Source organism: Protofrankia sp. Cas3, assembly GCF_963555955.1.
Lineage (GTDB): Bacteria > Actinomycetota > Actinomycetes > Frankiales > Frankiaceae > Protofrankia.
In genome coordinates this window covers 18,917-42,370 of the sequence record NZ_CAUVXP010000004.1, presented here as the reverse complement: position 1 = coordinate 42,370, position 23,454 = coordinate 18,917, and the positions used below count along the sequence as shown (strand labels likewise).

Genomic DNA, 23,454 nt, shown 5'->3' with positions numbered 1-23,454 from the left:
TCGGTGGGCGTCAAGGCCGGCGGTCCTGCCGTCCGTGGTGGACGTGACTGCGACGGATCTGTCGCAGTCGTCCTGGACCAGGTATAATGCGGAAAGATCCCTGTCCGACAAAACACCGGCTGGATGCAACGGAGGTGTGCGTTGGCTGCCACGCCTCCCGTCAATACTGTCACACATCTCGTCAGTGTTGAGGGAATCGGTGATGTCGGGGTCGATGACATTGCCGCCGATTTTCTGGGCCGGGCCGGGCCGATGTCGCCGATGAAGCTCCAGAAGCTGGTGTACTACGCTCAGGCATGGCATCTGGTCCGCTACGGGCACCCACTTTTCCCGGATGGTATCGAGGCGTGGCGGCAGGGCCCGGTCGTGCGTCATCTGTATGACCAGCATCGTCGGCAGTATCTGGTGAGTGCCTGGCCGTCCGGCAGCGCAGGTCGGGTTATTGGTCGGGCCGCGGAGACGGTTTCCTGGGTGGTGCAGCGGTACGGCGGTTTCGCTGCTCGTGAACTGTCCGAGCTGACGCACGCCGACCTCCCCTGGCGTCAGACCCGCGCCGGGTTGGACGAGTCGGCGCGTTCCAGCCGATCGATTTGCCCCGAGTTGATGCGGGAGTACTACGGACGCCATCACATGACCGTGGCGGACGCGGTGGTCGACGTCGTGGCCAGCACCCGGCTGGAGGGTGTGGAACTCCCTGGGGATGTGCTGGCTGAACTGGTCGAGGTGGCCAACGGCCGGCGGTCGGCCGATGATGCGGTGGCGGCGCTGATTGCGTCGCGCCGTGGACGACGCTGACCCGTACTGCTGGCCCGGTTCTCCCTGCCTGCGTAATCTTCTCGATATCCGGGACGCGGACGAACTTGCCGCGGTCGAAGCGGAAATCGTCGCCATACGTGATGTGGAGCTGCGTCGTGCAATATTGCCGGGGCTTTACGATTTCGACCATCTTCGGCAGTTCCACCGCGTCCTGTTCAGCGACGTCTATCCGTGGGCCGGAGAGATTCGCGTGGTCGATATCGGACGGCCCGTTCTCTTTGCGCACTGGCGGTTCGTCGCGGACGCTGCGGACGACGTCTTCGCCAGACTGGCCGCGGACGCATATCTTGTCGGCTTATCGCACGGCCGGATGGTCGAGTGCGTTGCGAGATATCTCGGCGAGGTGAATGCGCTGCACCCTTTCCGGGAGGGCAACGGCCGTGCGCAGCGTGCCTTCTTCCGTCAACTCGCAGCCGCGGCCGGGTGGCGTCTGCGCTGGGACCAGGTGAGCCGGGACGAGAACGACCGCGCCTCGGCCCGGAGCCTGGTAGGTGACGACGCGGCCCTGGAAATCCTGATCGGCCGGATCCTCGAACCGCTCGGATGAAAGCTGTTTTCCATACTCAGTGGACTGCATCAATTCACCTCATGCCAGCCCCTGAATGAACACCGTACTAATGGAAAAATCGGCTACTGGACTAGAAGAAGCGTATCGCCGCAGGTCAGCGGTGATATGGGAGTCCAGTTACCAAGATCCCCCTATTGTCGGTCGCTCTTAGTACCCGCCGCTTCCAGGTGGGTGGCCCGCCCGGGACGGGGATGGCCGGTCCGGTCGGTCATGCCTGTCGTGACCCGACCGCCGCTACTCCTCCCGCGGTCCACTGGGGAAGGGCGCCGGCATCTGACGGCCTCGTCCGGAGGGTTCGGAGCCCGACTTTCTCCGACTGGGAGAGGGGAAGGAAGGAGATACAGCGGGCTTCGCCCGCCCTATGTCCGCTGCGCCGATGTTGGCCAGAAGCTTTTCCCGGGCGGTGGCGTCGTCAAGTCCCCACAGGTCAAATCCGACAATCGCGCTCAGCAGGCCGGGAAGGGGTATGTCCTCCACCCGGACCGGGATGATTCGACGTGTGGCCCCGCTTGGATCGGAGCGCCAGGCAGCCTGCCATTCATCTCGCTCGAACTGGGATCTGAGGAATGCCCGGGAGACGATGGCCAAGATGTGGCGTGAGGAGCTCAACGCGTGTTCGAGGTCCAGCACCCAGTTACTTCCGGGAACGGCGTCCCACGCTTGAACCCGGACCCGGTAACCTGCGGCCTCGAGTTGGAAGGCCACCCATTCCGCCCAGTCGCTGTCATTTGCCGCATAGCTTATGAAAAAGTCTTCCGTGAACTCTTCCGGTCTCGTCCGAATCTTACGTTCGAACTGCAGAAGGAGCTTGCGGCGCTCGGTCTCATCCAGTGGGACCTGTCGAGTGATTTTTTGCTTGGTAAGATAGCCGGTGAGCTGCTCGCTGGCTGCAAGAATTGTTCCGCTGCTGTTGGGGCGGTCGCCGATCGTGGCGAGCCACTCCTCATACGCGTAGAAAGGCGTATACGGTACCTCGACTTCTCCCCAGTATTGGTCACGTGCGTTTCCGTCAAGGCCCTTCAAGAGGTAATCAAGGCGGATTCTTGCCAGGTCCCGACTCGCCTCCAGCTTCACTCTTTCACTGTCTTCGACGCGCATCGGGACCGGCCAGATTGTAATGTCTCGCTCGCCACGCTGCCTTCTTACGGACTCCGCCACCGCCGCAGTTCCAACGATACTCTGTGTGCTGAAGGTGAAGCAGGCGACAAGAATGTCGGGTAGTTGGACCGTGCAGATGCCGGCGGTGTCGCTGAGACCGGTCCGACTGTCGATGAGGACATAGTCGAACTGGGCGGCCATGTTCTGCTTCATTGCCTCAACAAATGCGCCGCCGCCGCGCTTGTCGTAGAAGTCGGCCCAGTCGAAGGAATTGACCTTGGCGCCGTACGCGTCGTCCTGGCGTCCCGCCGACAGGAGCGAGAGGACACCGCCGCGTTCGAAGTCCCATCGCAGCGAAACGGTATGGTTGAGCACATCGGCGTAGGGCTCGTGCCAGCCGGGCGACGGGTCGCCCTGCGTGTCAAGGGTGGCCAGCGCATAGTCCCAGACCATGTCCATCACACCCGTCGAACCAGCCAGCTCGGGGTCGACGAGGAATGGATGGAAGTACCGGTGCAGGCCGGGGGCCTCAAGATCCCAGTCCACGACAAGCACCCTGCAGCCGTTGCTTGCAAGGATCCAGGCGATGTTCGCCAGGGCCATCGTCCGACCGGACCCACCCTTGTACGAGTAGAATGTGATGATCACACCTGGCTGGCGATCGGCGGTCATGAGCCCACCATAGAGCCGTTGAGCTGTGGTCGTGGGACGTATTGATCGGTCGCCGCCGTTCGGCGAGAATCGGCCTCACCCAACAGCAGCTTCTGCAGGTAGACGAGGACCTCTACCAGAATGCGGCGAAACTCCTCCGGACTGTGTATCCTGGCGTGGAAGCTCTGGTCCGGTCTTCTGGTCTTCTTGGGAAAGACCGTTTTCGGTTCGGGGACGCCGACGGCCGACTGCGTGTCGGTAACGTTCCAGGTAATCATGACCGCGCTGTTGGGGTCGAAACGGTTGTCATAGGTGCGAAGGGCTCCCGCGCGGTCCGGTAGATCCGTGACACGCGGGTCCACCAGCAACACCACCAGTTCATTCTCCCGGTCCGCGTCATCAAGGCGTTCAAGGAGATGACCGTCCAGTTTTTCCGGGTAGGGTGTCATCTTCTGATCGATTGCAACGGCGGCAGCGAGGCGGACCAGTGGTTCGGCGTCGTGCGGAAGAAAGGGCGACCAGTCCGTCGGACGGGTTCCATAGTAGGGGTCGGGGTCGGATTTCCGGGCCAGTTCGGTGGCGGTTCCCGATGCGACGACGAAATGTACATGGTGAGGTCCGGTCGTGTTGTCGGAATCCGCTGTACCACCCGGTGCGCTCGGTGAAGCCGGCATCTTCGCGAAGGCGTTCCTCGTTGTCTCCAGTTCTGGTGGCGAGGCTGCCGGGGCCAGCGTGTACTCGTCTGTGTTCTTTTTTATCTCCAGGACGATTGCGCTCAGGATCTGGTCGTAGCCGAGCGCCAGGGAAGGGTCTTTCTTGTTCTTTACGATTTTCATGAGACCGAGCTCCGTGTACTCGGTGCCGTACTTGCTGAACTCGTTGTACTGAACGGCCGCTGCGACCTCGGGTAAGCACAGGACGCTCGGTGGTTCCCAGAGAAGTGGGAATATGAGCGGTGGGGTTTTGCCGTTTACGGCCTTCGCCGCGTCCAGCCGGTCGGAGAACGCCTGCCACTCCCGGCCGCAGAACTCGCTGTTGAAGTAGCGTGGCGAGTACAGCGGCACGAAGGCCTGGCAGTGGGCGAGTTCGTCGGCGATCGTGTCCGCCCAGCGGGTACCGGATCGCATGTCCACGTCCTGAAAGCCGATGACGCTGGGGTCCAGGGTCGTTTTCCGGGTGAGCTCGTCACAGAGATCGAGGTAGAAGTCGCGCACCCAGCACCCCACGCCGTCAGTATGGGCGTAGCTGAGGAAGAACATGCTCACAGACACGCTCCGTTAAAACCGTTACGCTGAGTTGATGACGCCGGCCGTAGCCTGTACACGTCACCTGCGTAGGCATTCGGCTGCGGGCAGCATACTGGGCCGGATTTCGGCGGATCGGTGGGGCAGGTGCGGATCAGCTGCGGATCAGGCAGGACCGTGACGGACGGTGACGGTCTGCCGTGGCCGTAGAGTGGGCCGGGTGCAGGAGACGTCGTCCACGGACGGGGATGGGACTACCGAGGCGGCGGGTGGGCGGCCCGGGGCGCCACTAGCTGCTGTTCGGTCGCGCAAAGCGGTGGCCACGCTGCTCGGCACCGGTTTCGCGGTCGTCACCGTCGATGTGATCACGAAGATCGTTGTGGTGGCGCACCTGTCCGACCGGGCGCCGATCGATCTGGTGCCGGGCGTGCTCGATCTCCGCCTCACGCGCAATCCCGGTGCCGCCTTCAGCCTCGCCGGTGGCGCGACGGTCTTGTTCAGCCTGGTGGCCGTCGCGGTTGTCGCGGTCATCGCGCGGACCGCCCGGACCTTGAAGTCCACGCCGTGGGCGATCGTTCTCGGGCTGCTGCTCGGTGGTGCGCTCGGCAACCTCACGGACCGGATCTTCCGCGCGCCCGCTCCGTTGCGCGGGCATGTCGTCGACTGGATCCACCTGCACCACTGGCCGGTTTTCAACGTCGCGGACTCGGCGATCGTGATCGGCGGAATCCTCGCGGTCATCCTGGGAGCACGCGGTATCGGCCTGGACGGGCAGCGCGCGACGGACGCCGGTGAGCATGACCGGTGAGCATGACCGGTGAGCATGACCGGTGACGGTGACCAGCAGTGGGTGCCCAGTGAAGGTGACCAGTAGTGGGGGATCAGCGGTGAGCGCAGGGGACAGACGCACGCTGCCGGTTCCCGACGGGCTGGACGGCCTGCGCCTGGACGCCGCCATCGCCCGGATGTTCGGGTTGTCCCGGACAGCCGCCGCGGCGCTCGTGGATGACGGCTACGCCAGTGTCAACGGCACGGTGCGGGGCCGGTCCGATCGGGTGACCGGCGGCGCGTGGCTCGACGTCGAACTGCCGGCGCCGCCGGCTCCGGTCCAGATGGAGGCAACCCCGGTGCCCGGCCTGGAGGTGATCCACGACGATGGTGACATCGTGGTCGTGGGCAAGCCGGTGGGCGTCGCCGCTCACCCCGCTCCCGGCTTCAGCGGACCGACCGTGATCGGTGGGCTCGCCGCGGCCGGCTACCGCATTGCGACCAGCGGCGCGTCCGAGCGTCAGGGTGTGGTCCACCGCCTGGATGTCGGCACAACGGGAATCATGGTGGTCGCGAAGAGCGAGCACGCCTACACCGTGTTGAAGCGTGCCTTCCGGGAGCGGGAGGTCGAAAAGATCTACCGGGCGCTGGTGCAGGGGCATCCGGATCCATCCAGGGGAACGGTCGACGCACCGATCGACCGGCACCCGCGCAAACCAGGCCTGTTCGCTGTCGTTGCGGATGGTAAACCTAGCGTTACCCACTATGACACCGAAGAGGCGTTCCGGGCCGCGTCCCTGCTGTCGGTGCGGCTGGAGACCGGTCGGACCCATCAGATCCGGGTGCACATGTCGGCGTTGCGGCATCCCTGCGTCGGTGATCTCGCCTACGGCGCAGACCCGGTTCTCGCCGGCCGGCTCGGGTTGACCCGGCAATGGCTCCATGCCGCGCAGCTGTCCTTCGCTCATCCCGCGGACGGTCGGTGGATGACGTTCACCAGTCCCGATCCAGCCGATCTGGCGGAGGCGGTGTCCCTCCTCCGCCAGCAGTCATGATCACTTCCGAGGGTTAGAGCGCCCGGCGGCGCAGGTCCACGTCCCGTGGCGTAGGTCCACCGCCGCGATGGGTTGCTCATGCGGGCGCGGGGGCACGTTCCCGTCCGCGACCGAAACCCCGTGGGAGGACTGTGATGAGCACGACGACAGCACCGGTCAGATCCGCGAACGGTCACCGCACGCTGCATCTCGGCCGGCGTGTCGTGACCCCGGACGAGCGGGCCGAGCGTGGAAAGGCGGCGCGAGCCACGGCTCCCCGTTCCAGCCATGGCGAGTTCTCCCCGTCGTCACGGCGACCCGACCCGGTGGATGTGATCGAGAAGCAGTCTGCCACCCGAGTGCCCGAACTGGTGCCGATCCGGTACGGGCGGATGATGGAGTCGCCGTTCCGGTTCTTCCGGGGCGCAGCGGCGATCATGGCTGGTGACCTTTCCAGGACACCACGGACCGGGATCACCGCACAGCTGTGCGGTGACGCCCACCTGGTGAACTTCCGTCTGCTCGCATCACCCGAGCGGCGCCTGACGTTCGATATCAACGACTTCGACGAAACTCTGCCCGGCCCATGGGAGTGGGACGTCAAACGGCTGGCGGCCAGCTTTGTCATCGCGGGCCGGCAGAACGGTTTCACCGCTGCCGAAAGGCGGTCGGTGGTCACGACCATGGTGCGTTTCTACCGGGAGTGGATGCGCCGGTTCGCCGAGATGACCAACCTCGCGGTCTGGTACGCGCGGATCGATGTCGAACAGCTCGAGTCCGAATTTCGGGACCGGCTTACCAGATCCCGGCGCCGGCGGGTCGAGCGTACGATGAGCAGTGCCCGTACCCGCGACAGCCTGCGGGCGTTCAACAAGCTCACCGTGGTCCTCGACGGCGAGCGCCGGATCGCCTCGGACCCGCCGCTGCTCGTTCCGATCATGGAGCTGCTCCCCGGCGTGCAGGGCGATGTCCTCGCCGAGCAGCTCAACCGGGTGATCGAGGAGTACCGGGACTCACTGCAGACGGACCGCCGCGCACTGCTCGACCAGTACCGGCTGGTCGACGTCGCCCGGAAGGTCGTCGGGGTCGGCAGTGTCGGTACCCGTTGCTGGATTGTCCTCATGCTCGGCCGGGACGACCAGGACCCGCTGTTCCTCCAGGTGAAAGAAGCCGACACGTCGGTGCTCGCCGATTACCTGCCGGCGAGTGAGTACACCAACCAGGGGGAACGCGTCGTCTCCGGTCAACGGCTCATGCAGGCGGCCAGCGATATCTTCCTCGGTTGGCACCAGGGGACCGGGATCGACGGCCAGACACGGTACTTCTACGTCCGTCAGCTGTATGACTGGAAGGGCGTCGTGTCGGTCGACGAGATGTCGCCGGACGGCATGCGGTCGTTCGCGGAACTGTGCGGGGCGACGCTGGCCCGCGCCCACGCCCGGTCGGGGGACCGGATCGCCATCGCCTCCTACCTCGGCCGCACCGACGTCTTCGACCGGGCGCTCGCAGACTTCGCCGAGGCGTACGCCGACCAGAACGAACGTGACCATGCCGCGCTCGTCGAAGCGGTGAAGTCCGGTCGGGTCACCGCGGAGTCCATCGACTGACCGCTCGTCCGCTCGAAGATGATTTTTCGAGCTTTGTTTGATCGAATCGACGTTTTTGATCGCACAAACCTCGAAAGATCGTCCGGATGGGCAGGCTGGCGGCGGCGCGCTGAGGATCATGAGCACGCCGCCGCCGGCATGAGTCGGGGTAGGCCGCTTCCATGTCGTGACAGTCACAGAGGAGGATGGTCGCGGGACGGACGATACGGCAGGCGTCGGGCGATATGAAGGTTGTGGTGCCCGGCGACTGCCACCGGCCGTCACCAACGACGACACGAGACGACTTGAGGAGCCCCTGCGGTGAAGTTGGCGATGGGCACCCGGGAGGTCTTCGACGCGGAGAGCCTGCTTGAGGAATACCTCGGTCCGCGCAAGCGGGGCCTGCGTTATGCCTACCCGTACTACGATGGGCTCGCCACCAACGGCGACCCCGACCTGCTGTGCACGGGGGACCTGCTCGCCCCCTGTCTGCTCGGCGTCCAGGTGGACCTCGACCGGATGCACACACTGACCGCGCTGACGCCGTTACTGCAACGCGCACTGGACAAGCTTCCGCCAGGGATCGAATTGATCGAGGCCGACGAGGTCACACTCGATCTTGTGGCGGCCCTGTACGACCCGCTCGACGATCCCGACGTGTCCGACCGTGACGTCAAGGGCTCGCTGATCGCGAAGGTCCTGCACCGCAAGCGGCCCGGACTGGTCCCGCTGTTCGACTCGAAAGTCAGGGTCTTCTACCAGCACGAGCGGTGCATCCCACCGGCGCCCCGTGACGGCCGATCCTGGCGTGAGTACATGCAGCTGCTGGTCAGGGCGATGCAGTACGACCTGCGGGAGAATGCTGAGGAGTTCCGTCGGTTGTCCGCGCTGGTCCCCGACAGCGGACCGCCCCTGACGCCGTTGCGCATCCTCGACATCGTCGTGTGGATGAGCAGCGCGGTCTGACCGCTGCTGCCGGCGGCACTCATAGCGCACTCATAGTGAAGTCATAGTGAAGTCATAGTGGAGTCATGGTGGTGAGGCGGTCGTGGTGAGGCGCAACAGGGCACCTTCGGGCTGCCTGCCCTCTGTCGTCGTCCTGCCGCTGCGGGTGGCGCGCAGGGTTGCCATGGGTAGGGCGCGCGTCCGCGAGGAGATCGGGCGCGGTGTCGCACTGCGCGGTCGGGTCTGGAACGGCATCGCCGACCTCCCCTTCGAGGGAGTCGTCGTGGTCGGCATGGACGGCCGGCTGGCCGCCGTCGGGCCGCAGGACTCGGTGGTGCTGCCGGACGGCCTGCGGGTGATCGACTGCGCCTGGATCGGACCGGGCGTCACCGACGCCCATGTTCATCTTGCGGCGACCGCCACATCTGGACACGATGAGCTTCGTGCTGGACTCGTCGCTGTCCGCGACCTCGGTTCCCCGGTCGAGAGACTGGCCCACTGGCGTGTCGCAGCGCCGATCGTCGTGGTCGGGGCGGGTCCCCGGGTGGTGGGTGCCCCGGACCCACCACCGCATCCTGATCCGCACGGGGACGGGCTGGCAGTCGTCGACAGCCCCGCGCTCGCCCGGCGGGCCGTCACGAGTCTTGCGGCGGATGGTGTCGATCTCATCAAGGTGTGTCTCGGGGGTGGCGAGGGCAGCGCACCGTCGCGACGATCGCCCTTGCACTACAGCGAGCTCGAGGTCGTGGTGAAGGCCGCGCATGCGGCCGGGCTCCCGGTGACCGCGCACGCGTTGACCGTCTCGGCGGTGGAGCTGGCGCTGCGGGCGGGCGTGGATGAGCTTGCCCACGTTCCGCTGGAACCGTTGCCGCCCGAGACCGTCGACCGGATCGCCGCCGCCGGCGTGCCGGTCGTGTCGACCCTGCAGTGCCATGCCGGGGCAGGCCCCGCACCCGGGCGCAATGCCGCGCTGCTCCATCGCGCCGGAGTGCCCCTGATCTACGGCACTGATGCGGGCGGTGCGGGTAACCGTCCGCCCGGGGTTGACCCGCGGGAGCTCGACCGGCTTGCCTATGCCGGGCTGGGGCGCCTCGGCGCGTTGCGTGCGTCGACCTCCGGCGCGGCCCGGGCAGCTGGGTTTGACGGCCAGCGGCCGTCAGGGCGTATCGAGGTCGGTGGGTATGCGGCCGTGGTCGGCCTGCCCGCCGACCCGCTGGTCGAACCCGCGGCCTGGCGTCATCCGAGCGTGGTGGTCAACGGCCAGCGAATCATCACGGCGTAATGTTCACGAATGTGAAGCTTTCCGTCCTGATGCCGGTGTTCAACGAGCAGGCCACGCTCGCGTCCGCGGTCAAGCGGGTGCTGGACGTCACCTATCCCTGCGAGGTCGAGCTCGTGGTGGTCAACGACGGCAGCACGGACGGGACGCGGGCGATCCTCGACTCCGTCGATGATCCCCGGGTCGTTGTCGCCCACCAGTCCGTGAACCGTGGCAAGGGCGCGGCGGTCCGCACTGCGAGCCAGCTCGCGACCGGTGAATACCTGGTCATCTGCGACGCGGATCTTGAGTATGCGCCTGAGGAGATCCCGGCGCTGCTCGAACCGGTAATCACCGACCAGGCCCGGGTCGTCTACGGCTCGAGGACGTTCAGCAGTAACACCGCGTACTCGTTCTGGTATGTGATGGGTAACAAGGCGGTTACGCTTGCGGCGAACATCCTGTTCGACAGCTACATCTCGGACCTGGAGACCTGCTTCAAGCTGATGCCGACCAGTCTGTACCGGGAGCTGGACGTCGCCCGGGTCGGCTTCGGGATGGAGGCCGAGGTGACCGCCAAGCTGCTTGCCCTCGGTATCCGACCGTTCGAGGTCCCGATCAGCTACCAGGCCCGCACCCGGGCGGAAGGCAAGAAGCTGACCTGGAAGGACGGGGTCGAGGCGCTGTGGATACTGGGCTCGATCCGGGTCCGTGGCCGGGCGCGGGTCCGCTGACAGGCGAATGCGACAATGGGCAGCGTGCTGAGCTACGCCGTGCGTGGGCTCACCCGCCGGCACGGCGTCGGTGAGCATGCTGTCCTCGCCACATGTGACCTCGACCTCGACATCGAACGTGGCGAGGTGTTCGGAGTGCTCGGGCCGAACGGGGCCGGAAAGACCACGCTGGTGCGCCAGCTCATGGGGCTCATCCGGCCGGATGCCGGGTCGATCGAGATGTTCGGATGGGACGTCGTCTCCCGGCCGGACATCCCGCCCCGGCTGGCGGCCTACCTCGGTCAGGGCGACACGGCCCTGGCGGACCTCCCGGTGAGCGTCGCTGTGGAGACGACCGCCCGTCTGCGCGGGCTGGGCCGTCCCGCAGCCCGTGCGGCACGGACAGCCGTCATCGACGAACTCGGGCTCGCGCCGATCGCGGGTCGACCGTTGCGGCACCTGTCCGGTGGCCAGCGCAGGCTGGCCTCGGTTGCCTGCGCCCTGGTCGGCCACCGCGAGGTGCTCGTCCTGGACGAGCCCACGACCGGGCTTGACCCCACGGCTCGGCGGGCGGTGTGGTCGGCGCTGCAACGGCGCCGGGACACCGCGGGCGTCACCGTGGTGTTGGTCACGCACAACGTCCTGGAAGCGGAGTCCGTCCTGGACCGCGTCGCCGTCCTCGAGGCCGGTCGGGTGATCGCCTGCGACACCCCCGGGCGGCTCAAGGCGTCGGTGAGTGATGACGTCCGGCTGGACCTGGTCTGGCGGTTCGAGCCGCCCGGCGACGATCCGATCATCGCGCGCCTCGCTCAGCAGGCCGAGATCACCGGCCGTCGGTGGACCACGCGGATGGCCGCGGTCGACGCGCGTGAGGCGCTCGCGCGACTCACGACCGGCCCGGCCTTTGCCGCCCTCGACGACTTCACCCTGGCCACGCCATCCCTTGAGGATGTCTACCTCGCCCTCGGCGGAGCATCCCGCACCCTGGAGCGCTCATGACCGCGTATCCCGGCGGGCTCCGCCGCTCCGCTCCTCGGTCGCTGGCGCTCCCTACGATGCTCGCTTCGGAGACCGCCTCATGACCGCGTATCCCGGCGGGCTCCGCCGCTCCGCTCCTCGGTCGCTGGCGCTCCCTACGATGCTCGCTTCGGAGACCGCCTCATGACCGCCGCCGCCTACAACGCGACGTCCCAGTCCACCGGTCAGCCATCCGTGGGCCAGGACGGTGCCGCTCAGGACGCTGGGACCGTGAGCGTCGCCACGATCGTGGGTGGCGACGTGGCGTTGCCGCCCAACACCCGGTTCGGTGCGGCTCTGCGGGCCGTTTACGTCGGTCAGCTCTCCCGCGCTCGGGTGGCACGGGTGCCGCTGTTGTTCGTCGCGGCCTTTCAGTCGCTCGGGATCATGCTGCTGCTCCGGGGGGTGGTCGACACCGGAAACGAGACGACCAGCGAGCAGGTGGTGGCGGGTTCAACCGTGTTGGTGGTGGCCTTCATCGCCCTCAACCTGCTGGCGCAGCGCTTTGGAGCGCTACGCGCGGCCGGGGCGCTCGACTACTATCTGACCTTGCCGATTCCCGGCAGCGCCGTGGTACTGGGCACCGCCGCCTCCTATGCCTCGTTCGCGGTGCCGGGGACGGTCATCACGGCGGTGGTGGGCGCCCTGCTCTACGGCCTTCCGCTGTCGGGTCTGTGGCTGCTCCTACCGGTGGTCGCACTGGCGGGTGCGTCGCTGGCCGGCATCGGAGCGGCGATCGGCCTGCTGGCTCCACGCCAGGAACTGGCCACCGTCGTCGGACAGGTCGGCATGAGCGTCGTGTTGTTCGTGGGCATCATCCCGGCCGACCGGCTGCCTGCCGGGGTCAAGCTGCTGCGGGACCTGGTGCCCAGCACGTACGCGGTGGACGTGCTGGCCGCCGCGTTCCGGCCATCCATCGACTGGGCCGCGGCCGCCGTCGACCTGCTGGTGTGCGCGGTGGTCGCGGTCATCATGCTCACCGCGGCCAGTATGGCGCTACGGCGTGCCGGCAATGCCCGGCGGTAGACGCATGCCAGAGATGAATGAATGGTGACCAAGCCGTTGCCGGACTCGCACGACGCAGGAATGCGGGGCTCACCCCAGGTGCCGGGACTGCGCGGTCCCGGGGGGTTCGTCGGCGCCTTGGATGACCCGTTGGTGGCCGCGGATCGTGGCGACCGCTTCTGGGCGGTCGGCCGGAGCGAGATCGTCGCCGGTGTCGTGGGTGCGGTCGCCATGGCCGCGGCCGGTCTGCCGCTCGGACTCCTGTGGGCCGCGGCGGCCCCGCGCCTGGACGTCAGGGCGGCGCTGGCCGGAAGTGAGCTCGCTTTCGACGCCCAGGCCGGCGTCGACGTGTACTTTGCCATGATCTGCGGGATCGGCGGTCTGGTTGCGGGAGCGCTCGCGTTCTGGCGGGGACGCAGCGGCGGCTGGCCGCTACCGGTGGGGCTTGCGCTGGGCGGGCTCACCGGGTCCCTGTTGGCCAGCTGGATCGGCCACGAGTTGCGGTCGTCGCGGGTCACTTCACAGCTTCCGGACGGGGCCCGCGACCTTGCCGTCCAGCTCGTCGACTTCCGGCTTCGGTCGTCCGGTTTCCTGGTCGTCCTGCCCGCCGTGTCGTTGTTCGTGCTCGCGGTACTGACCTGGTTTTCGACCTTTCGGATGCCCCGCCGGCCCCTGACCGACCCGGCCGTCCCGACCAGCCCGACTGTCCCGACCGACCCGGCCGACCCGGCAGCCTGAGCAGCCGGGCGCGGGCGGGGCCGCCGGAGAGTCAGTTCAGGCTGGGGGTGACCCGGATGTGCTCGTCGGACCCGATGGCGCTGAACCGTTCGAGGAGCCCGAGCTCCCTGCGGAGGATCATCCGTTCGGCCCGCAGCCGGGCCGCGGCATCGGGTGCGGCGAGCAGCGCCTGGCGTTCGGCTGTCTGGGTCACCACGGAGGCGGCAACGATGTAGGACAACATCCGGGGGTCATCGGGAAGATCGGGAAGTCGGAGCTCGGCGGCCTGGGAGCTCGAGAGCCGGGCGGCGTAGTCGTGGAGCAGCTTCGTCACGACGGGGACCTGCGCGGCCGCATCCTGGGCGTCCCCGATCCCGTCGCTGAGATACTCCACGTCGCCGGTGAGGTAGGGACGGCTGGTCCGGTCCACCGCCAGTACCCGGAACTTCGCCCCGCCCGATGCGATGATCGAGAAGCGTCCGTCGGTATGCCGGTCGATCCGGCGGATGTTCGCCGTGCAGCCGATCTCGTGGAAGGTCGGGAGGTCGTCCGTCCCGGTCTCCCTGCCGTGGCGGATGGCGACGACCCCGAACCGGCGCGGCTCACCTGCGGCAAGGTCCAGCAGCTCGGCGACAAGCACCCGGTAGCGGTGTTCGAAGATCTTCAGTGGGAGCAGGAGGCCGGGGAGCAGCACGGTCCCCAACGGGAACAGGGCCAGCCGTTCGGTCATGACGGAAACACCTGTTTCAGGTCGGGGAACCTCCTGAGATGCCGCTGGACGCGATCAGGCTCCGGACCCATCATGGGCCCGTCGCCGGCAGGACGCTCGGTTGGCAGCGCCCGGCAATGGTGCGCGCAGCGTCGCGGTGCTGGGGCCGGATGTGCGCCGGCAGCCGTACGCTACTGTTACGCGACATACTGTTGCCCCGATGAGGGGCGCGGCGGGAGGCGTTTCCGTGGTCGAACCCACGCCGGAGCTGCTGGTCGTCGGTGCATCGTCGGACCCGGTGCGGTCGCGCGGTGCCGGTGCTTCCGATGATCCTGATTGTGCCGGTGATCGGGGTGGGCCGGCTGATCGGAGTGGCCCATCTGATCGGCGGGCGGAGCCGGCAGCCGTCGGGGACGGCCGCCACGGGGACGGCCGCCATCAGGTGATCGACGCGCTGCGCGGCCTGGTGCGGGTCACCGCCATCCTGCCACCACGGCTTGCCCTGGTCGTCGCCCCGCCCGATGGTACTGACGCGTTGGCCCGCCTGCCCGGTGTCGTGGGCGTGTTCACCCATACCGTGCCGGCGGGCCTGCGCGAGACCCTGACCGCGACGGAGAACCTCTTCGTCGATGCCTGGCTCGCCCGTGTGGCGGGCAAGCACCGGTCGGGGGAGGGGCTGCCCTGGGACACCCCCGGCCGGTTGCCACCGGACCCTGCGGGCAGGGTGGGCGGCCCGCCATCCGACACCGGGTGAACCGGTGAACCGTGTCACGGCCACCCGGTGTGGGTCGTCACAGGATCCGACTGGATGGCAGCCAGTCAAATGTTCCCGACGACATACGCGCCATCGCGTACAGCCGGTCGCCGACCCTCGCGACAACCTCCAGATGCCGGTCGAACGAACTCTGGATCATTGTCACCGCGTCGACGTGTCCGAGTTCGGTGCCGAAGGGTCTCGGCGGGCTCCACGGAAACCCGTATGCGTCGTTGTTCCGCCAGAAGTGGATCAGACCACCGGCGGCGGACGGCGCGACGACCTCGAAGTTGCCCAGTCGGCCGAACTGGCTCTGGACCAGTACGGGATTACCGACCACGCCTTCGGCGAACACCACCGAGGTCCGCCACAGCCCGTCCTCGCCACGGTAGAGGTGCACCAGACGGCCGCCGGCCAGTGCGACAGCCTCCAGATTGCCGGCGCCGAAATTTCCCTGGATGAGGCTGACCGCGTCGACCCGGCCGAGGTTCGCCGCCGCGAGAACCGGCCGACTCCACGGGTAACCGGCGACATCGTTGTCGCGGGAGAGATACAGCAGGCCGACGTCGCGAGCCGGGACGAGTAGTTCGAACGTGCCCAGTCGTCCCAGCCGACTGTGGATCAGCGACGGTGTCCCGGCCACGCCGTCCATCAGGTGGGCGGGCTCGTGCCAGCGCAGCGACGATCCGCCGTCGCGCCAGAAGGACACCAGCGACTGCCCGATCCGGGCGATCGCCTCGAGCGCTCCGGGGGTCGCCAGCCGACTCTGGATCATGGAGAGGGCGTCGATCGGGCCGCTTGCCTGTGCGATCTGGAACGGCTCCCGCCACGGCAGGCCCGGGGCGTCGTTGTCCCGCCACAGGTGGGTCACGCCGGCGAACGAGGACGGTACGACCAGCTCGAAGTTGCCGGCCTGACCGTAGTTGCTCTGTACCAGGACCGGATTGCCGGCCACGCCTGCACCCCAGCCGATGTGGCTCGGGGTGTATCGGCACATCTCGAAGCTGTTGGACCGCATCAGGCAGGTGACGCTGTCCGGTGCGCAGCCGTCACAGTTGCCGTTGGGAGTCCCGAACCGTCCCCAGGCGCCACCGCAGTTACAGCCACTGGCGGCGTACTCGTCGGGGCAGCCGAAGATGTGCCCGGTCTCGTGGGCGAAGACGCGGTCGAGGTTGTCCGGACCCCAACCGTCGTTGTCGTAGGACAGGACGAGCCGGGGCCCGCCGACCGAACTGTACGCGAAGTATGACAGCGGGTACTTGGTCATGAACGCGCAGTAGGACCACCGCGTCACATGAAAGTCGCGCAGGTCGTCGACGAAGTCGTAGACGCCGTCGAAGTTCGGCGTGTAGCCGAGCTGGCGCATGGCCGGATCCCGCCAGAGCGCCTCCAGATCGGCTGCGGCGGGATCCGGGGGTGTCGAGATCCGAACGATCCGGATGTCGTAGCTGAACGTAAGATCTGCCGCCGGATTGGTGGTTGCGTACCAGGACAGCCCGTTCTGGACCTCCGCGACGACCTTGGTGCGTTCCGCGGCGGTGAACTGGAGATCGACCGTCGGCCCTTCGACGATGACCAGGCCGACCGCGACGCTGCCTTCCATGAAGCTGCTGGTGGTCCTGACGTCGACCGGATGCCCGATCGGCTCGCCTATCCGGTCGCCGGTGGCGTTGGCGGTCAGCGACCGTACGGTGCCCGCTGCGGGTGTGCCGGGTGTGCCGGGGGAGTCGTGCTCGGCCGGGGCGTCGTTGACGGGGCCGGGATCGAGCCTGGACGAGCCTCGCGGCGGTGGGATGTCGGTACAGGACCCGTCCATGTCCCAGGGCTCGTCAGCTCTGACCCGGTCCTGCTTGGCCTGCTGGTAGTCGGCGCTGGCCCGTAACTGGAAGGCCGCCAGGCCGAGGCGTTCGATCCGGTCCAGCTCAGCCGGGTCGAGTGGGATCGTGGCGGGCACCTGGGCAGCCGCGGTGGCACCCACGTCCGCTCGCAGGGAGGAGATCGCATCGGCCGCGCTGACGATGTTGACCCGGCCGTAGCGGTGGAATATCCGCATGGCCTCCTGGGCGGCCGAGAGCCGTCCGGCGGGATCTGTTGCGTCAACGGTAGCGGTAGCGGTATCTGCCGGCGCGTCGGCATTCATCATGATGATTTGCTCGTTGGCTGGTATGTCCCCCGCCATGGGTGATCTGTGTCCCTTCTGCTGGGCAGCTGTGCGGAGTTGTACCGGGTTGATCTAGAGTTGTGTTGCGTTTGGGAAAACTGTGCACCCGGATGCCGGGCCGGCTCTGCACGTGGAGGCCGGGCCGGCGCTGCACTCGGATGCCAGGCCGGCGCTGCGCCAGGACGCGGCGGTACCCCCCTCGGGTACCAGGCGGTGCCCCGGGTAACCGGCGGTAACCAGGCGCAGGGCAGTACCCAGCGCGCGTCAGTATCCAGGTGCACGTCGGCGTTCACGCACACCGCTGGGCGGCGGGCGTGAACCCGGACGGTCGGTCAGGGGCCACGGCCAGCGGTGTCGCCAGCCGTGTACGCGCCGGACCACCGTGTGCACCCGGAAGAGGTGGGAGCGGATGCCAGCTCCCGCTGCGGCGGGCCCGCCATGATCCAGCGGGCCCGCTTCTACCGTTTTCGGCCCGATCGGCCGGCTCCGAGAGCCTGTTTTGAATCTTCTGTCCGGGTCAGCCCATCGAGGTTCGGATCAGCCCATCGGGCGTCGGGTCGGACCCGAGGGCGGCGGTTCGCCCCGGAGCTGGGTGTCACCCCAACCGATGCTCCCCTGCAGGGAGGGCTGGAGGTGCTGGCCCTGTTGAACCTGCGAACCCGGTGGGCTCTGCTGGCCCCCACGTGCCTGCGCCGCCATCGCCTCGGCCACGTTGTGCATGATGGCTTCCACCAGCCGCACCGCCTGTGTCGTGGGCAGGTTCAGCACAACCTCGGCGTCGCCGGCGATCTGGAACCGTACGGACACATCCACCATGTCGCAATCCCCATCTCCGGTTAGGTCTCCTGCGGGCCCGCACAGGCGCAAAATAATGCCATATTCGCGCCTCCTTCGACCGTGATCATGCCTCGATCAGCGTGCATGTGCGGTCCCGGTCCATCTGCCGCACAGATCACGGTACGTCGCGGCGTTCCGTAGCCGTATGCGGCCTCGCAACCGAGAGGTCGGACCAGCCGTACCGATCACGGTTGGGTAGTGTCCGGGCGGTGACCGCAGCATATTGCACCGTGGCTGACTGTATTGCCGAGCTCGACCGCAGCTATCCTCCGTCCTGGGCGCAGGCGTGGGATGCTGTGGGGCTCGCGGTCGGAGACCCGCAGATGCCGGTTCACCATGCACTGTTCGCCGTTGACCCAACACTCGACGTCGCACGGGAAGCCGTTGGTTGCGGTGCGCAGCTTCTGGTCACCCATCATCCGTTGTTTCTCCGCAGTGTTCACGGTGTCGCGGAGACCGACGCGGGTGGCCGGGTCGTGGCAACCCTCATCCGTGGGGGCGTGGCGCTGTTCAGCGCGCACACCAACGCCGATGTGGCCTGCCCCGGTGTGAGTGACGCGCTCGCGGGGGTCCTCGGGCTGCGCGACGTCGGGCCACTCACCGAGCCGGCTGGCCCGCAGCCGCCCGGCCCGCAGCCGGCCGGGGCCGAGCCTGGTAACGGCGGACTGGGCCGCGTCGGCAACCTGGCCGAATCTGAACCACTCGGCGCGTTCTGCGCGCGGGTGGCGGCCGCGCTGCCCGCCACGGCGGGCGGGGTACGTACCACCGGTGCGCCGCAACGCCCGGTGCGCCGGATCGCGGTCTGCGGCGGTTCTGGCGGCGAGCTGGTGGGCGCCGCTGCGCGCGCCGGAGCCGATGTGCTGGTAACCGCCGATGGGCGTCACCACCACGTCCTGGACGCCGTCAGCGCGCACGACGTCGCCCTGGTGGACGTGGCGCACTGGGCGAGCGAATGGCCGTGGTTGCAGGTCGCCTCCGCGCGGCTGGGCGCAGGCCTGGCCGGGCGAGGTCGTACGGTGAACACAACGGTTTCCAGTCTGGTCACCGACCCGTGGCGGTGGCATGCGACCTCATCGGGGCCAGCCGCCGGCCAGGCGTAGCGAGCCGGACAGTCCTATCCTCGGGCGCTCTGGGCACGGTGAGCGTGGCACGCACGACAGCGCGTTCGGTGAGAGCAGTTTTGTAAGAGCGGTTTTGTACGCACAGTACGGTTTTGTAAGCACAGGGAGGAGCACATGAAGGCCGACCCAGCGACCCAGCTTCGCCTGCTGTCCGTGCAGGCGATCGACTCGAGCCTTGACCGGCTCGCCGCGCGGCGGCGGAACCTGCCTGAGCTTGCCGAGATCGACAAGCTGAGTGCGCAGCTCGCCGCGCTCAATGACGACCTGGTTCGGGTCTCGACGGAGCTGCGGGACCGAGGCCGTTCGCAGCAGAAGCTGGACGACGAGGTCGACCTGGTGCGGGCGCGGGCGGCCCGGGACCAGAAACGTCTCGACTCCGGGCAGATCACCAGTTCCCGCGAACTGGAAAATCTTCAGGCGGAGATCGCCTCGCTCGCTCGCCGGCAGAACACACTTGAGGACGAGACGCTGGCGCTGATGGAGGTCATCGAGGGGCTCCAGACGCGCGCGGGGGCGATCCGGGCCGATCAGGAACGCCTTGAGGCCGAACTGGCGGTAGCCGGCGGCAGGCGGGACACCGCGCTCGCGGAGATCGACGATGAAGCGGGCGCTCGTCGCGGTGAACGCGAGGCCACCATCCCGACCCTTCCCGCCGATCTGGTAGCCCTTTACGAACGGCTGCGTTCCTCCTCCGCCGGTGTCGGCGCGGCCAGGCTCGTCCGGCGGCGGTGTGAAGGATGTCACCTGGAACTGTCCGGCGCCGATGTGCGTGACGTCGCGGCGGCCGCCCCGGACGAGGTGGTGCGCTGTGAGGAATGCCGGCGCATCCTCGTCCGGACCGCCGAATCGGGCCTGTGAGCACCGGTGATGGGAGAAGATCATGAATGACCGTCCGTCGCGCCGGCTTGTCGTCGAAGCCGACGGCGGATCACGGGGCAATCCGGGCCCGGCCGGGTACGGAGCGCTCGTGCGGGACGCCGAAACAGGGGACGTGCTGGCCGAGCGGGCCGGGGCGATCGGTCGGGCGACCAACAACGTCGCTGAGTACCAGGGGCTGATCGCGGGTCTGCGCGCGGCGGCCGACATCGACCCGAACGCCGTCGTCGAGGTCCGGATGGACTCGAAGCTGGTCGTCGAGCAGATGAGCGGACGCTGGAAGATCAAGCATCCGGCGATGCGCCCGCTGGCGATGGAAGCCGCGGACGTCGCGTTCGGTTTCCCGCAGGTCCGCTACGGCTGGATTCCGCGGGAGCGCAACGGCCATGCCGACCGGCTGGCGAACGAGGCCATGGACGCGGCTGCCCAGGGACGCACCTGGGAGCCGCCGGAACCCCAGTCGCCCGAGCCCACACCGCACCGGGCGCCGACCACGAACCGGCTGTCCGGCTGGATGGCTCCGCCGGCGCCACCCACGACCACCGTGTTGTTGCGCCACGGGCAGACCCCGATGTCGGTGGAGAAGCGCTTCAGCGGCACGGTGGACGCAGGTCTGACCGACGTCGGCTATGCACAGGCCGACGCGGTGGCGGTACGGCTGCGTGAGGTCGAGTTCGAGGCGGTGTACTGCTCGCCGCTCAAGCGAGCCCGCCAGACCGCGGACGCCCTCGGCCGGGACTACGTCGTCGACGACGACGTGCGGGAGACCGACTTCGGCACCTGGGAGGGACTGACCTTCGGCGAGGTCCGCCAGCGTTTCCCGGAGGAGCTCAACGCCTGGCTGGCTGATCCGTCGGTGCCGCCGCCCGGTGGCGAGAGCATCCTGGACACGGTCGGGCGGGTCACCGCCGCCCGGGACCGCTTTCTTGCCGCGCATCCGGGCGCACGGATCCTCGTCGTCTCGCACGTGACGCCGATCAAGGCCCTGACGCAGCTGGCGCTCGACGCCTCACCCGCGGTGCTCTACCGGCTGCACCTCGATCTGGTGTCGATGTCGACGATCGACTGGTATTCGGACGGTCCGGCGGTGCTGCGCGGCTTCAACGACGGGATCCACGCCGCCCACCTGGTCGAGGAAGGCCAGTGACGAACGCCGGTGACGAACGCCGGTGACGAACGCCAGAAAGGCGCGGCTGGTGACGGGTTGGGGTGAGCGGGTTGGCGGGTGGGGCGGTCAGCGGTTGCCGCGGCGGTACTGACGCACCTCCTTGCGGACCTTGATCTGGGTGATCAGCCCGATCAGGAGGCCGATGACGAGGCCGGCCGTCGCTGACGCCGCGAGCGCGCCCGCGACCGACATGTTGTGGAACGAACCGAACAGCCAGATGTTGACCCGGGCGTTGTTCTTCAGCACGAACATGATCACAGCGATGGCGATCAGCAGGACCACAACGGTGACCGCGTAGGTGGTGTAACCGACGCCTCGGCGCTGCGCGGCCGACTCGGGTGCGGGGCCCGTCCCGCCGGGCCCAACGGTGCCGGGTCTGGCCGCGCCGGGTCCAGCTGTGCCTGGTGCGGCCGGACCCGGTCCGCTGGGCTGCGGCGCAGGAGCGCTCCCAGCCGGTGGCACAGCCGGCCGGGTGTAGTCGATTTTCCTGGCGGATTGATCTCCGGGCGTCGTCAAGGCCGATCCCCGTCCCTTGTGTCATGAGCGACCTGACAGTCGGTCTGCGCTGTCTTCGACACGCAGTATCCCAATACGTGGTTGTCACGCCAGGCCGGACCCGGTCGCGGTGTCATATGCTCAGGATCACGGATGAGTCGGCCAGGCGGTCGCGTCGGTTCCGCTGCGGTCGGTTCCGCTGCGGTGGAGCCGCCGAGGAACGTCCGGGCTCCACAGGGCGGGGTGGTGGGTAACACCCACCCGGGGTGACCCGCGGGACAGTGCCACAGAAAACAGACCGCCGGTGTCCTCGGATGCCGGTAAGGGTGAAACGGTGCGGTAAGAGCGCACCAGCGCCCGGGGTGACCCGGGCGGCTAGGTAAACCCCACCCGGAGCAAGGTCGAAAGGTTCCGGGGCCGTGAGGCCCGGGAACTGCGCAGGCGTTCGAGGGCTGCCCGCCCGAGCCTGCGGGTGGACCGCTGGAGGCTGTCGGCAACGCCAGCCCGAGATAGATGACCGCCGGTCGGGGGCCGCAAGGCGCCCGGCCTACAGAACCCGGCGTACCGGCCGACTCATCCGTCGTACCTGCGCCGATGCCCGGATCATGCCGCTGACCTGGGCATCTGGTCGTTCGTGGCCTGTCGTGACCGTGCCGTGCGCGCTGGTCATGTTCAACATCGAGCGCGAACTGGTGGATCAGACCAGAACGCATCGGTTCACGAGGCTGAAGGATGTGAATCTGATGCTGCGATAGAAGCATCAGATTCACATCGTTGAGAGCGGGGGGTGCCGTGGTCAGCGCGTGCCAGTTCCCGCGTCATGATTGTCAACGAGGGGCGGGTGGCGGCGGCGCTGCCCGGCTATGAGCTGGGTGCCCAGCTGGGTGCGGGTGCGTTCGGGTTGGTGTTGGCAGAGAGGGCCCCGCCGGGGTGATGATCTTTTACTGTTGACAACGGTTAGCGAACTCGCTAATAATTAGGGACATGGCTAACAACAATGCAACGCGGCAGACCTGCATCTGGAGCTACCAGGTCCGGCCGGACGCCGAAGGGGACTTCGTCGGCCTCTTGGAGCGGCACTGGCCAACCCTTCACGGCCTCGGCCTGGTCACCGACGAACCGCCGATCGTGCTGCGCAGCGCGGAAGGACCGCTGACCTACGTCGAGATTTTCACCTGGGAGACCGAGGGGATGCGCCCGGCCCACGACCACCCGGACGTGATCGAGATCTGGGAGCCGATGAAGAGGCTCGTTGAAGAACGGGTGGAGGCCCGCAACGTGCCAGGCATGAGCTTCCCGCTCTTCAACCGGGTCGATCTCGGCACGTGACCACCGCCAAGCCGCGCGCGGTCGCCGAACTGGAGGAACTCGACGCCATCTTCGGTGCGCTGGCCCACCGCACCCGCCGCGCGATCCTGTCGGTTCTGCACGCCCACGGCGGCGAACTGACCTCGGGCGCTATCGCCGGCCGGTTCGACTGCTCCTGGCCTACGACCACCCGTCACCTGCGCCAGCTCGAAGAAGTCGGCCTCGTGACGGTCGTGCTGCACGGACGTGAACGGATCTACCAACTGAACACTGAGCGGCTGCACACAGTCCCTGGCCGCTGGCTCGACCGCTTCGACCGAAACGAAACGGCCCGTCAACAACCCTGACCGCGACAGGCTGTCAGGCGACGCGCTGAGTGAGTACGTGGAGGGCGTGGCCGTCCCCTGCTGTTCATCGTCGTAGGGCCGGCGATGAGTAGTTGCCGAGCCACACCTCCCTCTCGAGGGGCGAGAACGTCCGGACCTCAGCGACGAGCAGGCTGGCGACCTTGATGCGATTGTCGCCGGTGGCATCCTCACCTCGCCGCCACTTCTGGTCGCCGGAACGCTTACGCCGATGAGCCGAGCGACACGTGCGGGTTCAGG

At 67.7% G+C, this 23,454-nt stretch carries 23 protein-coding genes and 1 other RNA gene; 18 read left to right on the top strand and 6 right to left on the bottom strand.

The annotated features are described in order from the left end of the window. Positions 1-141 precede the first annotated feature (141 nt). Positions 142-795, top strand: a complete 654-nt coding sequence (locus tag U9983_RS01640; protein WP_322752321.1) for a Panacea domain-containing protein — start codon at positions 142-144, stop codon at positions 793-795. Continuing rightward, positions 782-1,363, top strand: a complete 582-nt coding sequence (locus U9983_RS01635; protein ID WP_322752320.1) for a Fic/DOC family protein — start codon at positions 782-784, stop codon at positions 1,361-1,363. Before U9983_RS01640 ends, U9983_RS01635 begins: the two co-directional genes overlap by 14 nt. 255 nt (positions 1,364-1,618) lie before the next feature. Here U9983_RS01635 and U9983_RS01630 read toward each other — a convergent pair whose 3' ends face one another. Both U9983_RS01630 and U9983_RS01625 read right to left on the bottom strand, forming a co-directional pair. Next, complete coding sequence (locus U9983_RS01630) at positions 1,619-3,154, bottom strand: KGGVGR-motif variant AAA ATPase (protein ID WP_322752319.1); 1,536 nt, start codon at positions 3,152-3,154, stop codon at positions 1,619-1,621. Continuing rightward, positions 3,151-4,392: a TIR-like protein FxsC gene (locus U9983_RS01625; protein ID WP_322752351.1), complete on the bottom strand. Its 1,242-nt coding sequence runs from the start codon at positions 4,390-4,392 to the stop codon at positions 3,151-3,153. Before U9983_RS01625 ends, U9983_RS01630 begins: the two co-directional genes overlap by 4 nt. Before the next feature lie 205 nt (positions 4,393-4,597). On the opposite strand from U9983_RS01625, the gene lspA reads away from it, so the two are divergent. The 9 genes from lspA (at position 4,598) to U9983_RS01580 (ending at position 13,441) form a co-directional block, all read left to right on the top strand. Continuing rightward, the gene (lspA, locus tag U9983_RS01620; protein WP_322752318.1) at positions 4,598-5,185 is read left to right on the top strand and encodes a signal peptidase II; all 588 of its coding nucleotides are present in this window, start codon (positions 4,598-4,600) and stop codon (positions 5,183-5,185) included. A gap of 79 nt (positions 5,186-5,264) precedes the next feature. Next, positions 5,265-6,200, top strand: a complete 936-nt coding sequence (locus tag U9983_RS01615; RefSeq protein ID WP_322752317.1) for an RluA family pseudouridine synthase — start codon at positions 5,265-5,267, stop codon at positions 6,198-6,200. Positions 6,201-6,334: 134 nt separating this feature from the next. Then, positions 6,335-7,786 (top strand): DUF2252 domain-containing protein, encoded by a 1,452-nt coding sequence (locus U9983_RS01610; protein WP_322752316.1) that lies wholly within the window; start codon positions 6,335-6,337, stop codon positions 7,784-7,786. A 300-nt stretch (positions 7,787-8,086) separates the two neighbouring features. Beyond that, positions 8,087-8,731, top strand: coding sequence for a DUF6308 family protein (locus U9983_RS01605; RefSeq protein WP_322752315.1), 645 nt, complete (start codon positions 8,087-8,089; stop codon positions 8,729-8,731). A gap of 82 nt (positions 8,732-8,813) precedes the next feature. Then, positions 8,814-9,992, top strand: coding sequence for an amidohydrolase family protein (locus U9983_RS01600; RefSeq protein WP_322752314.1), 1,179 nt, complete (start codon positions 8,814-8,816; stop codon positions 9,990-9,992). Continuing rightward, positions 9,992-10,702, top strand: a complete 711-nt coding sequence (locus tag U9983_RS01595) for a glycosyltransferase family 2 protein (protein ID WP_416210257.1) — start codon at positions 9,992-9,994, stop codon at positions 10,700-10,702. The genes U9983_RS01600 and U9983_RS01595 overlap by 1 nt, the downstream gene beginning before the upstream one ends. Positions 10,703-10,717: 15 nt before the next feature. Then, positions 10,718-11,680 (top strand): ABC transporter ATP-binding protein, encoded by a 963-nt coding sequence (locus tag U9983_RS01590; RefSeq protein ID WP_322747491.1) that lies wholly within the window; start codon positions 10,718-10,720, stop codon positions 11,678-11,680. Positions 11,681-11,842: 162 nt separating this feature from the next. Further along, on the top strand, positions 11,843-12,724 hold the full coding sequence (locus U9983_RS01585) for an ABC transporter permease (RefSeq protein WP_322752312.1): 882 nt from the start codon (positions 11,843-11,845) through the stop codon (positions 12,722-12,724). A 21-nt stretch (positions 12,725-12,745) separates the two neighbouring features. Next, complete coding sequence (locus U9983_RS01580) at positions 12,746-13,441, top strand: hypothetical protein (protein WP_322752311.1); 696 nt, start codon at positions 12,746-12,748, stop codon at positions 13,439-13,441. A 31-nt stretch (positions 13,442-13,472) separates the two neighbouring features. On the opposite strand, the gene U9983_RS01575 is transcribed toward U9983_RS01580, so the two are convergent. Further along, a complete protein-coding gene (locus U9983_RS01575; RefSeq protein ID WP_322752310.1) occupies positions 13,473-14,150 on the bottom strand; it encodes an LON peptidase substrate-binding domain-containing protein in 678 nt (225 codons plus the stop codon). Positions 14,151-14,376: 226 nt separating this feature from the next. Between U9983_RS01575 and U9983_RS01570 the strand changes: the two genes are divergently transcribed. Then, a complete protein-coding gene (locus U9983_RS01570) occupies positions 14,377-14,883 on the top strand; it encodes a hypothetical protein (RefSeq protein ID WP_322752309.1) in 507 nt (168 codons plus the stop codon). A gap of 37 nt (positions 14,884-14,920) precedes the next feature. On the opposite strand, the gene U9983_RS01565 is transcribed toward U9983_RS01570, so the two are convergent. Then, positions 14,921-17,026: a hypothetical protein gene (locus U9983_RS01565; RefSeq protein ID WP_416211245.1), complete on the bottom strand. Its 2,106-nt coding sequence runs from the start codon at positions 17,024-17,026 to the stop codon at positions 14,921-14,923. Between the two features lie 555 nt (positions 17,027-17,581). Beyond that, positions 17,582-17,860: a hypothetical protein gene (locus tag U9983_RS01560; protein WP_322747485.1), complete on the bottom strand. Its 279-nt coding sequence runs from the start codon at positions 17,858-17,860 to the stop codon at positions 17,582-17,584. A 251-nt stretch (positions 17,861-18,111) separates the two neighbouring features. On the opposite strand from U9983_RS01560, the gene U9983_RS01555 reads away from it, so the two are divergent. From U9983_RS01555 to U9983_RS01545, 3 genes are all read left to right on the top strand, one after another. Beyond that, on the top strand, positions 18,112-18,981 hold the full coding sequence (locus tag U9983_RS01555) for a Nif3-like dinuclear metal center hexameric protein (protein WP_416211244.1): 870 nt from the start codon (positions 18,112-18,114) through the stop codon (positions 18,979-18,981). 135 nt (positions 18,982-19,116) lie between these two features. Next, entirely contained in the window at positions 19,117-19,860 is a 744-nt protein-coding gene (locus tag U9983_RS01550) for a zinc ribbon domain-containing protein (protein WP_322752306.1), read from the top strand. 22 nt (positions 19,861-19,882) lie between these two features. Beyond that, a complete protein-coding gene (locus U9983_RS01545; protein ID WP_322752305.1) occupies positions 19,883-21,025 on the top strand; it encodes a bifunctional RNase H/acid phosphatase in 1,143 nt (380 codons plus the stop codon). Between the two features lie 87 nt (positions 21,026-21,112). Here U9983_RS01545 and U9983_RS01540 read toward each other — a convergent pair whose 3' ends face one another. After that, positions 21,113-21,562 (bottom strand): lipopolysaccharide assembly protein LapA domain-containing protein, encoded by a 450-nt coding sequence (locus tag U9983_RS01540; protein WP_322752304.1) that lies wholly within the window; start codon positions 21,560-21,562, stop codon positions 21,113-21,115. A 133-nt stretch (positions 21,563-21,695) separates the two neighbouring features. Between U9983_RS01540 and rnpB the strand changes: the two genes are divergently transcribed. The 3 genes from rnpB (at position 21,696) to U9983_RS01525 (ending at position 23,196) form a co-directional block, all read left to right on the top strand. Continuing rightward, positions 21,696-22,121, top strand: an RNA gene (rnpB, locus tag U9983_RS01535) — RNase P RNA component class A. Between the two features lie 404 nt (positions 22,122-22,525). Then, complete coding sequence (locus tag U9983_RS01530; protein WP_322752303.1) at positions 22,526-22,870, top strand: hypothetical protein; 345 nt, start codon at positions 22,526-22,528, stop codon at positions 22,868-22,870. Continuing rightward, the gene (locus U9983_RS01525) at positions 22,867-23,196 is read left to right on the top strand and encodes a metalloregulator ArsR/SmtB family transcription factor (protein WP_322752302.1); all 330 of its coding nucleotides are present in this window, start codon (positions 22,867-22,869) and stop codon (positions 23,194-23,196) included. Before U9983_RS01530 ends, U9983_RS01525 begins: the two co-directional genes overlap by 4 nt. Positions 23,197-23,454 lie beyond the last annotated feature (258 nt).

Bases quoted from the DNA above. Each gene is read 5' to 3' on its own strand.
- U9983_RS01550 (WP_322752306.1), top strand. From the start codon at position 19,117: ATGAAGGCCGACCCAGCGACCCAGCTTCGCCTGCTGTCCGTGCAGGCG.
- U9983_RS01580 (WP_322752311.1), top strand. From the start codon at position 12,746: ATGGTGACCAAGCCGTTGCCGGACTCGCACGACGCAGGAATGCGGGGC.
- U9983_RS01585 (WP_322752312.1), top strand. From the start codon at position 11,843: ATGACCGCCGCCGCCTACAACGCGACGTCCCAGTCCACCGGTCAGCCA.
- U9983_RS01565 (WP_416211245.1), bottom strand. From the start codon at position 17,026: ATGATGAATGCCGACGCGCCGGCAGATACCGCTACCGCTACCGTTGAC.
- U9983_RS01630 (WP_322752319.1), bottom strand. From the start codon at position 3,154: ATGACCGCCGATCGCCAGCCAGGTGTGATCATCACATTCTACTCGTAC.
- U9983_RS01575 (WP_322752310.1), bottom strand. From the start codon at position 14,150: ATGACCGAACGGCTGGCCCTGTTCCCGTTGGGGACCGTGCTGCTCCCC.
- U9983_RS01560 (WP_322747485.1), bottom strand. From the start codon at position 17,860: ATGGTGGATGTGTCCGTACGGTTCCAGATCGCCGGCGACGCCGAGGTT.
- U9983_RS01545 (WP_322752305.1), top strand. From the start codon at position 19,883: ATGAATGACCGTCCGTCGCGCCGGCTTGTCGTCGAAGCCGACGGCGGA.
- U9983_RS01590 (WP_322747491.1), top strand. From the start codon at position 10,718: ATGGGCAGCGTGCTGAGCTACGCCGTGCGTGGGCTCACCCGCCGGCAC.
- U9983_RS01530 (WP_322752303.1), top strand. From the start codon at position 22,526: ATGGCTAACAACAATGCAACGCGGCAGACCTGCATCTGGAGCTACCAG.
- U9983_RS01595 (WP_416210257.1), top strand. From the start codon at position 9,992: ATGTTCACGAATGTGAAGCTTTCCGTCCTGATGCCGGTGTTCAACGAG.
- U9983_RS01625 (WP_322752351.1), bottom strand. From the start codon at position 4,392: ATGTTCTTCCTCAGCTACGCCCATACTGACGGCGTGGGGTGCTGGGTG.
- U9983_RS01610 (WP_322752316.1), top strand. From the start codon at position 6,335: ATGAGCACGACGACAGCACCGGTCAGATCCGCGAACGGTCACCGCACG.